A 12,671-nucleotide genomic window follows, 5' to 3' on the forward strand; every position below is an offset into this window, starting at 1 on the left:
GCCTCGTGCTGAGAACCGGCGGATAAAGAACCTTCGATGCCTTTTACTCCTGCCACCAAACGGCGCCTTGTCACCGCGGCTCTTGTCGGTCCGGCCAGCATCTGGCTGTTCGTGTTCCTGGTGCTGCCGTTCATCGCCATCATCGTCTTTGCCTTCGGCGAGCGGGCTCCCGAAGGCGGTTATCAGGCGGCTTTCACCTTTGCGCAGTTTGCCAATCTCGGTTCGCGCGCCGCAGCCTTCAAGAACACGCTGATCCTTGCGCCGATCGGCGCCTTCGCCTGCCTGCTCGTCGCCTATCCGGTTGCCTATTACCTGGCCGTCAAGGCGAGCGCCAAATACCGGCTGCTGCTGGTCTCCCTCGTCGTCGTGCCTTTCTGGACAAGCCTTCTCGTACGCACCTATGCCTGGATGTACATCTTGGGCGCCCGCGGCATTCCGCATCTCTTGGAGATGGTCGGCATCGAAAATGTTAGACTGCTGAACACACCCGGCGCCGTGCTGCTCGGTATCGTCTACGGCTATCTGCCGCTGATGATCATGCCGATCTATGTCAGCCTCGAAAAGCTCGACTTCCGCCTTCTGGAGGCCTCCGCGGATCTCGGCGCGCGGCCGCTTTCGACCTTTTTCGGCATCACGCTGCCGCTGTCGCTTCCAGGCGTGATGACCGGCATCGCCCTCGTCACCATTCTGCTACTCGGCGAATATCTGATCCCGCAGTTGCTTGGCGGCGGCAAAGTCTTCTTCATCGGCAATGCGCTGGTCGACCTCTTCCTACAGTCGCGCAACTGGCCGTTCGGCTCTGCAATCGCCGTCACCCTCGTCGTTGTCGTCGTCATCGTGCTGTTGATCGCCATGCGCATCGCCTGGCGCGTTGCCGGTACCCGCCAGGTGGATCTCGTCTGATGCGCGCGCTGGTCACCGCAGTCTACCTGTTCCTCTACACGCCGATCGCGCTTGTCGTGCTGTTCTCCTTTAATGCCGGCCGCAATGCCAGCGAGTTCACCGGCTTCTCGACGCAATGGTATGGCAAGGCACTTGGCAACACCTTCCTGATGGAAGCGCTGCAGAACAGCCTGACCATCGCCTTTACCAGCGCCGGGCTGGCGGCCATTTTCGGCACAATGGCGGCGATCGGCATGGAGCGGCTCGGTGCCCGGGCGCGCGCGGTCTTTGACGGGCTGTTTGCTGCGGCGATCGTCGTTCCCGGCGTCGTCATCGGCATCGCGACGCTGGTGGCGCTGGTCGAGGTCTTCGGCTTCGTCAATCCGCTGATCGCCGCCATCTGGCCAGGCGAACAGGCGCCGAAGCTTTCGCTCGGCTACGGCTCGATCATCGCCGCCCACGGCCTCTTCACCATGGCGCTGGTGACAATGATCGTCAAAGCACGCATCGCCGGCCTCGGCCGTGACATCGTCGAGGCGTCGAGCGATCTCTACGCCACACCCTTCACCACCTTTCGTCAGATTGTGCTGCCGCAGATCCTGCCGTCGATCCTCGCCGGTTTCCTGCTCGCCTTCACCTTCTCCTTCGACGACTTCATCATCGCCTTCTTCGTCGCAGGTTCGAACACCACTCTGCCGATCTATGTCTTCGCCTCGATCCGACGTGGCGTGACGCCGGAGATCAACGCCATCGCCACGATGGTGCTTGTCGCATCGCTGGGACTGATCCTCATCGCACGCTTTCTGATGCGTGAGAAAACAACAAAATGAACGGGAAACACCGATGATTCTTGAAAATCGCGTCGCGATCGTCACCGGAGCGGGGTCGGGCATCGGCCAGGCCGGCGCGCTGATCATGGCAGGAGAAGGTGCGTTCGTCGTCGTGGCCGATCTGAATGCCGCCAATGCCGCCGAAACCGTCGGCCGGATTGAGGCCGCGGGCGGCAGGGCAGAGAGCCTTATTCTCGACGTCACCGACGACACGGCACTCGAAGCCGGCATCGCCGCGGTCGCCGAACGACACGGCCGGATCGACATCCTCCACAATCATGCCGGCGCACAGGTGGCGGGCGATCTGGAACAGGTGGCCGTCGAGGGTTTCGACAGGTCGTGGAGCCTGAATGTCCGAGCGCATTTCATGGCGGCTCGCTTCGTCATGCCGTTGATGAAGAAGGCCGGCCGCGGTGTCATCCTCAACACGTCTTCCTCGTCGGGCGTGCTCTACGATCGCGAGATGATCGCCTACACGACGACGAAACATGCGGTCATCGCGATGACCCGGCAGATGGCGGGCGACTACGCCAGGTTCGGCGTTCGTGTCAACGCGCTCTGCCCGGGCTGGGTGGATACGCCGTTCAACGAACCGTTCATCGCCCAGATGGGCGGGCGCGGCGCAATCGAGGCCTATGTCGCCGAGAAGGTGCCGCTCGGACGCTGGGCTGATGTCTCCGAAATCGCCGAGCCCATTCTCTTTCTGGTCTCGGACCGCTCATCCTACATGACCGGGCAGATCCTCGTCGTCGACGGCGGCGAGACCGTTGTCTGATGGTGGAACGGTATTGCCCTCGATGAGCGCATGAAAAAGCCACCATGTTGCCATGGCGGCTTTTCTGCTTGGGAGGCACTTTAAGCTGGAAGCTGGAAGATCACGTTGGCGATCAGGACGATCGCCAGGCCGCCGGCGAGCGCCAGATAGGGCAGCATGCCGGCTTTCTTGACGCCGAGATCCTGGCCGATGAGGCCGAGATCTTCCATCGCACCGGCCGGGAATTTGCCGCCGTCACGTACATAGTGGCGATAGGCAAAGACCGGCAGGATCAGGGCGGCGAAAATGAAGCCGACCCAGAGCGCATTGGAATAACCCCAGACCTTGGCGCCGGCGCCAAGGAACAGCGCGTTGACGAAGGCCAGCACGGTGTTGAGGCCGATCAGCCAGGTCGGCGCCTTCCAGGGGCGTTCGATGTGGCCGGAATCCATTCGGTGGATCCAGCCGGAATTGAGGTTCAGGAAGTTGAAGATGATGTAGCCGACATTCGAGACGGCGAGGACGAAGAAATAGCCGCCGACATCCGAGGCAATTGCCAGCAGGAAGAGGTTGAAGGCGAAATCCGTCCACATCGCCCGTGTCGGCGCGCCATTTTCGTTGACGTGGTCGAGATATTTCGGCAGCCAGCCGTCTTTCGAGCCCTGGTAAAGCGTGCGCGACGAGCCGGCCATTGCCGTCATGATGGCGAGGAAGAGTGCCATGATCATCAACACGACGAGCAACTGGGTGACGATCCGGCCGGCGCCGATCAGGCCGCCGAGGGCTTCGGCAACACCGGTGCCATCGACGATGCCGGGGGCCAGCATGCCCGCATGGCCGAGAACGCCCTGGAAGGCGAAGGGCACGAGGAAGAAGAACAGGCAGCAGGCAAGGCCGGAATAAAAGATCGCCTTGAAGGTGTCGGTCTTCGGATCCTTGAGCTCGCGGGTATAACAGACCGCCGTCTCGAAGCCATAGGTCGACCAGGCGGCGATATAGAGGCCGCCGAGGAAGAGCGTCCAGCCGCCATTGCTCCAGGTGCCGTCGGCCGCGGCATAGGCGGCTGTCGGCGGCACCAGGCCGGTGACATTGGTGGCAAGGATCTGGCCGCTGACGATTGGATAGAGGCCGATGATCAGCAGCGGTACCAGCACGATGATTGCCAGCCACTTCTGCACGCTTGCCGTTTCCGAGATGCCGCGATGCTGGATCGCGAAGATGATCAGCATCAGCGTGCCGCCGATGAAGAAGGTGGCGTTGATGTTGGCGGTGGCCAGGAAGGGAATGTTGAAGCTCAAGAGCGACCAACTGCGGATCGCCGGCGTCAGTGCGGCAATACCGTCGGTGCTGAGCAACGCCTTGATGGCGTCTTCAGGCGTGGTGCCGGCATGGGCTGCAATATATTCGGCGACGCGGGGGCTGTCGGCCGTGATGGAAGCGGCATGCGCCGAGATCCAGTCGAGGACCATCTGCGAATCCGCCGCCGGAATCGGATAGAATGCATTGAGGATGTAACCGGCGGCGATGGCGCAGCCGAGCGACAGCACCGGCGACCAGGCAAACCAGTTGCACCAGACCGACAGCGGCGCAATGAATTTGGAATAGCGCAGCCAGGCGGTGGCGCCATAGACCGAGGCGCCGCCGGATTTGTTGGCGAACATGCCGGCAATCTCGGCATAGGTGAAGGATTGCAGGAAACCCATCACCATCGAGATGATCCAGACGACGAAGGCAAGCTTGCCCGTCGTGCCTGCGATGCCGCCAATGGAGAAAAGAACGAGCGGCGGCACGCCCGCGGCCACCCAGAATGCGCCCTTCCAGTCGAGCGCGCGTACAAGCTTACCTTCGGTGCCGGAGGAAATTCCGGCCTCCACAATATCTGTCATCGGTAAAATTCCCCATATCTATCTGTTCCGGACGTCTCTTTGTACGTCTCCCCGAACGTGTCTCCCTGACAGTCTCAAGTCCGCCCGGATGATTTTGGCGATCCGCGCTCCCGACGGATTCCCGAGTCTGAACTCTTTATGCATAGTGAAGATATTTTCTTTTTAGTCAACATGCCTTTACTTTCCCGAGCCATTTTGTAACCTGTATGGGTGTGTGCCGCATGGCATGCCGATCGCCCATGAGGGTAGAATGCGAGAACTTCATCCTGCTGTGACGGGCCTGCGGACGGTCGCTCCAAGCCTCGTGCATTATCCGGGCATTCCCACCCTGCCGGAGGGAGCCGAACGGTACCGGGTAAAGGGCGGTGGATCGGTCGTCGTCCGCGTCGAGGCGGGTGACCGCGTCAGTGTTATCGACAGCGAGGGCGGCCAGGTCTGCGAAATCTCTTTCCTCGACGAGAAAGGGCGCTTCCAAGCGGCCGGTCTTGGAACGGCTTTCAGCAATTCAGCCGAGGGCTTGAAGGCCATTCTTCAAGCAGAGGATGAAAGCGCGGCCCGCACTCGAACGGCGCTTCAGCGTCGCGGCGCCGACCTTGCGGCGGCCGGAGCCCTGCGTCTCTTCGGGACCGAATCGACCCCGGGCAGCCAGACGGATTTCACCGTTAGCATGAAAGGTCTGTTGATCGTCGCAGCACCGGCGGCTGCCATGTCGCCGGAGGCGCAGGATACGGCGACGCCGATCGAGGTCAGGATCAAGCGCAGCCTGCTGATCCGTGATTATGCCGCCGCCCTGCCGGAACCGGCCGCCGATCCGATCGAGGATATCCGCATCCGGGCGGCGACCGCTGCGGCCTATTTCGTGCGCGCCGGCGAATTCATCCAGATCATCGACGTCTACGGACGTCAGTGCACCGATTTCCAGGCCTTCGCCGCCCGCAAGGTCGACAAGGGCCTCGACCTGGCGCTCGATTCAACGGTCACTCGCACGCTGCTCGGCCGCAGCTATCCGATGCCGGGCCTTCCCTCCAAGGCTTTCGACCGGGATTTCGAGCCCCTGGTCGAAATCGTCCAGGATACGGTCGGGCGCCACGACGCTTTCGCGACCGCCTGCAATGCGCGCTATTACGACGACATGGGCTATCCCGGCCATAGCAACTGCACGGACAATTTCAACGCGGCGCTGGCGCCTTACGGCATTGCCGGCCGCAAGGGCTGGGAAGCGCTGAACTATTTCTACAACACCAATATCGACCACAACAACCAGCTCTACCTCGACGAGCCGTGGTCGCGCCCTGGTGATTATGTGCTGATGCGGGCCCTGACCGATCTCGTCTGCGTCTCCTCGTCCTGCCCGGACGATATCGATGCGGCGAACGGCTGGGATCCGACGGATATCCATGTCCGCACCTTTTCCGGAAACGAGAAATTCTCAAGAGCGGTGGCCTATCGCATGACCCCAGATGCCGACGCCGAACTGACGCGCGAAACCGCCTTCCATCCCCGTCTCTCCGCGCTGACGCGGGACTACACCGAATATCGCGGCTACTGGCTGCCGAACCGCTTTTCCAGCGAAGGCCCGGTCGAGGAGTACTGGGCCTGCCGCGAGCGCGCCGCCGTCATCGATCTCTCGCCGCTGCGGAAGTTCGAGGTGACCGGGCCGGATGCCGAGGCACTGCTTCAATATTGCCTGACGCGCGACGTGCGAAAACTGTCGACCGGCCAGGTGGTCTATTCCGCCATGTGCTACGAAAACGGCGGCATGATCGATGACGGCACGCTCTTCCGCCTCGGCGAGCAGAATTTCCGCTGGATCGGCGGCGATGATTTCAGCGGCATCTGGCTGCGTCAGCAGGCCGAGAAGAAGGGCTTCAAGGCCTGGGTGCGCTCCTCGACCGACCAACTGCACAATATCGCCCTGCAGGGTCCCAGGAGCCGCGATATCCTGAAGGAGATCATCTGGACGGCGCCGCGCCAGCCAGATATCGGCGAGCTCGAATGGTTCCGTTTCACCATCGGCCGCATCGGCGGCTTCGAAGGGGCGCCAATCGTCGTCTCGCGCACGGGTTATACCGGCGAGCTCGGCTACGAGATCTTCTGTCATCCCAAGGATGCGCTGACGGTGTTCGACGCCGTCTGGGAGGCAGGGCAGCCGCATGGACTGAAGCCGATGGGGCTGGAGGCGCTCGACATGGTCCGCATCGAGGCGGGCCTGATCTTCGCCCATCACGAATTCACCGACCAGACGGATCCGTTCGAAGCCGGCATCGGCTTCACCGTGCCGCTGAAATCCAAACAGGATGATTTCATCGGCCGCGAGGCGCTGATCCGGCGCAAGGAGCATCCGCGCCACCTGCTCGTCGGGCTCGATATCAAGGCCAATGAGGCGGTCGGCCACGGCGACGGCGTCCATATCGGCCGGGCACAGGTGGGCGTTGTCACCAGCGCCACGCGCTCGCCTGTGCTCGGCAAGACGATCGCGCTCGCCCGCATCGATGTGATGCACGCAAGTCCCGGCACCGAGGTCGAAATCGGCAAGCTCGATGGCCACCAGAAACGCCTGCCGGCGACGGTCGTGCCGCTCTCGCATTATGACCCGCAGAAGACGCGGCCGCGCTCGTAACGCATGCATTTGAGACCTGGACGCGTCGCCTACGGGCGACGATGTGTAAGACGGCCGTATGCAACCACATAGAGAATTGAGAGTTTCAAAAAACTAAAAGTTGACAAATCCGCGTTCGATGATTATATCAGGATTGTCGATATTGCTTGTTTGACTTTTGTTATTGCACGCTGGCAACGTGCCCTGGACGAACTTCCCTCTTCAAAATCGAGATCATCATCCGCCGTGCTATCGCACGTGCGGTCTGTCAATTGCTATGAAAGGGTTTGTTATGACCACTGGCACAGTTAAATGGTTCAATTCCACCAAGGGCTTCGGCTTCATTCAGCCTGATGACGGCGGCGCTGACGCCTTCGTTCACATCTCTGCTGTCGAGCGCGCCGGCATGCGCGAAATCGTCGAAGGCCAGAAGATCGGCTACGAGCTTGAGCGCGATAACAAGTCGGGCAAAATGTCCGCTTGCAATCTTCAAGCTGCCTAAATTGATATCTGCTTTCCTTTGACCACGGATGTACTGGCACTGTCGAAAGCGTGATACCGGCAAGGTCAGGCAGGTTGCCTGGCCTTTTTGTTGCGCGCCGAGCGCGCCACTGCGTCATTCCTTTCATCGGAATCGATTTAAGGAATTATGCAGCATTCAAGGTGTTGCGGCGCCTTTTGCGCGTCCGAAATGCCGCGCGTCGCCCTAGAAAATCCAGGACAAAAATGACAGAGACACACAGCAAATCACGCCAGCGGGCGGAGATCGCCTTCGGTAACGCACAATCGCAATTCCTGGCGCGCAGCCGTGCAGTGGAAGAGATTGATCAGACGGTGCGCGCCCGTGAGGAAAAGACCTTGAGATTGCGCGAAGCCCGTGAGGCCAAGGAATTGCAGGATCGCTTGATGGCGGAAAATGCCCCGGCTACGAAGCGAAAAAAGAAAATGTGATTTTAGTCTGGATGATTTTACGTCGGATTGGCATAATATCATTTAGATCCAAATCGAACAGATAGAGCATAGGGTCTTCCGAAAATCGCGCAGTTTTCGGCATCGTGCTCTAGTCTCGAAATCAAACAGTCAGGTAACAGATTTGAAACACGCCAGAAACAACGAGCTTTCCGATCGTCGCAGCGCCGCTGCCGAAGCCAAGGCAGCTCTCCTCAATGCGTATCGTACCGCCAAGGATACGGCCGAACCGACTCGGCTGGCAAAGCAGGCGGAGCGTCAAGCTGTCGCCGCGGCCAGGGAAGAACGGCGCGCCGAGCGGGAACGGGTGAAGCGCGAGGAACTGGAACGGGCTCAGGCCGCGGAAGCAGAGCGCCAGGCAGCCGCCGAGGCTGCAGCACGCGCCGACGCCGACGCGCGCGAAGCGGCCGACAAAGACCGGATCGCTCGCGTAATTGCCGACGAAGCTGCCCGAAAGGCCGCACGCGACTTGCGTTACGCCAATCGCAAAGCCCGGAAGTCGTGACTTCGAGCGCTGCCTGTCGTGACGACAGGCAGCGCCTCGTTTTAAGCGGCCTGCACGGCCGCATTCAGCGGAATTTCGACATCGATCTCAAGCGTCGAAACGAACTCGTTGCGATCGATCGTCACCTGTACCTTGTCGTGGTCGAGCTGCACATGTTTTGCGATCACCGCAAGGATTTCCTCGCGCAGCAGCGAGACGAGGTCCGAACCCGCCGAGGAGCGCTCGTGGGCAAGAAGCACCTGCAGGCGCTCACGGGCGGCAGGTGCGGTTCTCTGCTTGTTGAATAGCCGGAAAATATTCATGCCGCCCTCCGTCCGAAGATCTTGCCGAAAATATTCCGCTTTTCCTCAGGGATTGCCATCGGTACTACTTCGCCGGCGAGCCGGCGCGCGGCGTCGAAATAGGCCATCGCAGCCGGGCTGCGGCTTTCAGAAAGCGTCACCGGCGCACCGATGTTGGATGCCCGCAGCACATCCATGCTTTCGGGCACGATGCCGAGCAGTGGGATGGACAGGATCTCCAGCACGTCGTCGACCTTGAGCATGTCGCCGCGTTCGGCGCGGTTGGCATCGTAGCGGGTCAGCAGCAGGTGCTTTTCCATCCGCTCGCCGCGTTCGGCTTTGGCAGTTTTGGCATCGAGCAGGCCGATGATGCGATCGGAATCGCGGACCGACGAGACTTCCGGATTGGTGACGACAACGGCAACATCGGCATGGCGCATGGCAAGCGTCGCACCGCGCTCGATCCCGGCCGGGCTGTCGCAGATGATCCAGTCGAAATAGCGCTTCAGATCGTTGATGACGCGCTCGACGCCCTCGGCCGTCAGATTGTCCTTGTCGCGCGTCTGCGAGGCCGGCAGCAGGAACAGCGTCTCCAGCCGCTTGTCGCGGATCAGCGCCTGGGTCAGCTTGGCGTCGCCCTGGATGACATTGATCAGGTCGTATACGACCCGGCGCTCGGCGCCCATCACCAGGTCGAGATTACGCAAGCCGACGTCGAAATCGACGACGACGACCTTTTCATTGCGTTGCGCCAGCGCCGCTCCCAATGCGGCGGTCGAGGTTGTCTTGCCAACCCCGCCCTTGCCTGACGTGACGACGATCACTTTCCCCATTTCTCTCTCCTTTGCCGCAGTAATTCAAAGTGTTACAGCGTCCTTTGCGCGTCTGAAAAGACGCGCGGCGCTGTCGTCAGATCAGTTTTTCCGCCATGATCGCATCGTCTTCGAGCCAGAGCTGAACTGCCTGTCCGCGAAGATTGGGGGCCATGTCTTCTGCCATTTTGTAGATGCCGTCGATTGCCACCAGCTCGGCCTCGAGCTTGCGGCAAAAAATCTGCGCCGATGCGTTTCCGATGGAGCCCGCCATGGCTCGGCCGCGTAGCGCGCCGTAAATATGGACCGATCCCCCGGCGATCACCTCGGCGCCGGACGCGACCGATCCGATGATGGTGACGTCACCTTCCGGAAAGATCACCGACTGTCCCGAGCGCACCGGTTCCCGGATGACGATCGATTGCATGGCAGCACGGGTCTCGGCGGCTGCCGCTTTGACCGGCGGATCGGCGGTCTCCTTGGCGGGAACCTCGATATCGGAAACCGACCGGCCGCCCTTGAGTGCCGGAGGCATGCCCGAGCCGAGGATCGACGGCCGCGCGCCTTCGATACCCATGATGCTGACATTGCGCTTGGCAAGTTCGGCAATCAGCTCTTTGAGCTGCGGCCGGTCGATTTGCAGGTCCGTCAGGTCGAGCACAACAGGCCGTCCGAGGAAGAAGCCGGCCGAACGCGCGGCCAGATCGTCCAGCCGGGTCAACCAATCGTCGATCGGGAGGTCCGGGGACAGCATGACCGCCAGGAAAGAGCGGCCCTTGATGCGGATAGAGCGAGCGTCTGTTAGCACTTTGGTCATCTATGTGAAGAAATCGTTGACCATGTGTAGCGCTGCTATGGTTAACAAAAAGTTAACGCGGCCTGAATATTCCTGGTAACAGCGCGAGATTCCTGTCCAGCGGAATTACAACAAGCTATTGAAGAATATATGCAATTTGTGAGAACGCCGCAGGTTAACAACGCGGGCGTTCTGCGTCGGCGCCAATGCTCAGCCTTGCGCCTTGCGCTGCGCGTCGGAAATGGCGCGGGCGGCCTCTTCGGAGGAGTTGGCAAGCGTGCGCATTTCGGCGGCAAGCACGGCAAAACCCGATCCGGCTGTGCCGGCGCGGGCCGCCTCGATGCCGGCATTGACGGCGAGCAGCTTGAGGTAGCGCAGCGATTGCAGGATCTCGTTGGTCTTCGAGGCGGTGACGCGCATGTCGGCGGTCTGTTCGTCGATTCGCTGGTAGAGTGATTCGATGTTGATGATGCTACCCTCGAGATAGAGAAGCTCACCCTTCTCGTCCCAGAGGCCGCCGCCGGTCTCGGTCACCCAGATGAGATGGCCCATGGCGTGGCGGATGCGGTATTCCATCGTCCAGTCCGCGCGTTTCTCCAGCGCCCGTCCGACGACCTCGTCCATCAACGGCACGTCTTCCTCGTACATGATCGAGGTAAAGGTGCGGGTGCGATTGCCGACGATCTCGTCGACTGGATAACCGAAGATGCGCTCGATGCCGTTGGTCATCTCCAGCATCGTATAGTTTTCATCGGCGCGACAGCGGTAGAGAAAACCGTTCATGCGCCCGAGAATGCTTGTCTGAAAATCCATGAAGGCCACGTCCGAAGAGATGAGTTGCAGAGGGATTTATGCCGTCTTCTTTGTGCTAAGCATGTCGTGATCGCAAAACCGCTGCACACTTTTGCGCGACACGCTTCAACGGCCGGCTGCAACTGCCGGAACAGAGTGGACAGGCACCCTGCTCCGGCAATGCGGCCCGCCTCGTCAGTTGCGCAGATATTCCTCCATGGAATCGTCGAGCGCCTCGACCCAGGGCGTGTGGTGCGTCGGCGACATGTTGCCGGTCATCAGCGATCGATAGGCATGATCGCGGAAGCCCATGATGTTGTGGGCCTTGTGATGTTCCCACTCCATGAAGGTCTTGTTGGTGCCTTCGATGTCGAAGGAAGGATAATCGGTTTCGGCAAGCAGTTCCTTCACATAGTCGCCCTGATACCAGATCATCTGCTCGGCATCTTCGAGCGTCTCCTCGCGGGCACGCCACATGTCGAAATTGGCTTTCAGCTCCTCTTCCGGCGGCAAGGTGATGCGCCCCATCATCACGTCTCGCGCCCACCAGGCCTGCACGTCGAACATGTTGAAGGTGTAGAACTGATCCTGCATGCCGATATAGAAGAGCTGCGGGTTTCTGTCGAAGATCACGCCCTTGTAGAGGCTGTCGGCCCAGAGCCGGTTGGCGGTCTTCAGTCTGAGATCGTCAGGCAGGAAGGGGAAATGGTGCTGGTATCCGGTGCAGAGGATCACCGCATCGACCTCCTTGGTCGAGCCGTCGAGGAAATGCGCCGTGCGATTTTCCAGCCGGGTCAGCAGCGGACGTTCCTCGAAATTCTCCGGCCATTTGAAGCCCATCGGCTTTGACCGGTAACTCGTCGTCACCGATTTTGCGCCGTATTTCCAGCATTGCGAGCCGATGTCCTCGGCCGAATAGCTACGGCCGACAAGCAGGATATCCTTGCCCTTGAACTCCAGCGCGTCGCGGAAGTCGTGGGCGTGCAGCACCCGCCCGTTGAAGGTCTTGACGCCCTCGAAATAGGGCACGTTCGGCGTCGAGAAATGACCGGAGGCCACGACGACATAGTCGAATTCCTCGTCATACATACGGTCCTCGATGCGGTTATGCGCCGTCACCGTGAATTTCTTGGTCTGCTCGTCGAAACGCACCATGCGCACCGGCGTGCTGAAGCGCACCCAATGGCGAACATTCGCCTTCTCGACGCGGCCCTTGATATAGTCCCAGAGCACGGCGCGCGGCGGATAGGAGGCGATCGGCTTGCCGAAATGCTCTTCGAAGGAATAATCGGCGAATTCGAGGCATTCCTTCGGGCCGTTCGACCAGAGGTAACGATACATGCTGCCGTGCACCGGCTCGCCATATTCGTCGAGGCCAGTGCGCCAGGTATAGTTCCAGAGCCCGCCCCAATCCGACTGCTTTTCGAAGCAGACGATCTCCGGGATTTCGGCGCCCTTCTGGGCGGCCGATTGAAAGGCGCGCAGCTGCGCCAGCCCGGAAGGACCGGCACCGATGACGGCTACTCTAGTCATGAAGCATTCCCCTCTTGATTATGCAGCAATTC

13 protein-coding genes are annotated in these 12,671 nt (G+C 60.6%); 7 read left to right on the top strand and 6 right to left on the bottom strand.

Annotated elements, in window-relative coordinates; genetic code table 11:
* The first annotated feature begins 36 nt into the window (after positions 1-36).
* The 3 genes from FFM81_RS29860 to FFM81_RS29870 are packed head-to-tail and all read left to right on the top strand — an operon-like array spanning position 37 to position 2,487.
* Entirely contained in the window at positions 37-903 is an 867-nt protein-coding gene (locus tag FFM81_RS29860) for an ABC transporter permease (RefSeq protein ID WP_003563752.1), read from the top strand.
* Positions 903-1,712, top strand: a complete 810-nt coding sequence (locus FFM81_RS29865; RefSeq protein ID WP_003563751.1) for an ABC transporter permease — start codon at positions 903-905, stop codon at positions 1,710-1,712. Before FFM81_RS29860 ends, FFM81_RS29865 begins: the two co-directional genes overlap by 1 nt.
* Before the next feature lie 13 nt (positions 1,713-1,725).
* Complete coding sequence (locus FFM81_RS29870; RefSeq protein WP_025418826.1) at positions 1,726-2,487, top strand: SDR family NAD(P)-dependent oxidoreductase; 762 nt, start codon at positions 1,726-1,728, stop codon at positions 2,485-2,487.
* An 80-nt stretch (positions 2,488-2,567) separates the two neighbouring features.
* On the opposite strand, the gene FFM81_RS29875 is transcribed toward FFM81_RS29870, so the two are convergent.
* A complete protein-coding gene (locus FFM81_RS29875) occupies positions 2,568-4,352 on the bottom strand; it encodes a trimethylamine N-oxide permease (protein ID WP_003563748.1) in 1,785 nt (594 codons plus the stop codon).
* 250 nt (positions 4,353-4,602) lie between these two features.
* Here FFM81_RS29875 and FFM81_RS29880 point away from each other — a divergent pair, with 250 nt between their 5' ends.
* From FFM81_RS29880 to FFM81_RS29895, 4 genes are all read left to right on the top strand, one after another.
* A complete protein-coding gene (locus FFM81_RS29880) occupies positions 4,603-6,972 on the top strand; it encodes a trimethylamine N-oxide demethylase (protein ID WP_138385968.1) in 2,370 nt (789 codons plus the stop codon).
* Positions 6,973-7,243: 271 nt separating this feature from the next.
* Complete coding sequence (locus tag FFM81_RS29885) at positions 7,244-7,453, top strand: cold-shock protein (protein ID WP_003548109.1); 210 nt, start codon at positions 7,244-7,246, stop codon at positions 7,451-7,453.
* 224 nt (positions 7,454-7,677) lie between these two features.
* The gene (locus tag FFM81_RS29890) at positions 7,678-7,902 is read left to right on the top strand and encodes a hypothetical protein (RefSeq protein ID WP_003563744.1); all 225 of its coding nucleotides are present in this window, start codon (positions 7,678-7,680) and stop codon (positions 7,900-7,902) included.
* Between the two features lie 142 nt (positions 7,903-8,044).
* On the top strand, positions 8,045-8,425 hold the full coding sequence (locus FFM81_RS29895) for a DUF6481 family protein (RefSeq protein WP_003563742.1): 381 nt from the start codon (positions 8,045-8,047) through the stop codon (positions 8,423-8,425).
* Between the two features lie 41 nt (positions 8,426-8,466).
* Here FFM81_RS29895 and minE read toward each other — a convergent pair whose 3' ends face one another.
* The 5 genes from minE to FFM81_RS29920 form a co-directional block, all read right to left on the bottom strand.
* Positions 8,467-8,727, bottom strand: a complete 261-nt coding sequence (gene minE / locus FFM81_RS29900) for a cell division topological specificity factor MinE (protein WP_003563740.1) — start codon at positions 8,725-8,727, stop codon at positions 8,467-8,469.
* Entirely contained in the window at positions 8,724-9,539 is an 816-nt protein-coding gene (minD, locus tag FFM81_RS29905; protein ID WP_025418824.1) for a septum site-determining protein MinD, read from the bottom strand. The genes minE and minD overlap by 4 nt, the downstream gene beginning before the upstream one ends.
* 76 nt (positions 9,540-9,615) lie before the next feature.
* Positions 9,616-10,335: a septum site-determining protein MinC gene (minC, locus tag FFM81_RS29910; protein ID WP_003563736.1), complete on the bottom strand. Its 720-nt coding sequence runs from the start codon at positions 10,333-10,335 to the stop codon at positions 9,616-9,618.
* Between the two features lie 189 nt (positions 10,336-10,524).
* Positions 10,525-11,127, bottom strand: coding sequence for a methyl-accepting chemotaxis protein (locus FFM81_RS29915; protein ID WP_025418823.1), 603 nt, complete (start codon positions 11,125-11,127; stop codon positions 10,525-10,527).
* A gap of 174 nt (positions 11,128-11,301) precedes the next feature.
* The gene (locus FFM81_RS29920) at positions 11,302-12,639 is read right to left on the bottom strand and encodes an NAD(P)-binding domain-containing protein (protein ID WP_003563732.1); all 1,338 of its coding nucleotides are present in this window, start codon (positions 12,637-12,639) and stop codon (positions 11,302-11,304) included.
* Positions 12,640-12,671: the final 32 nt, after the last annotated feature.

The sequence above is a fragment of the Rhizobium hidalgonense genome, from assembly GCF_005862185.2.
Lineage (GTDB): Bacteria > Pseudomonadota > Alphaproteobacteria > Rhizobiales > Rhizobiaceae > Rhizobium > Rhizobium hidalgonense.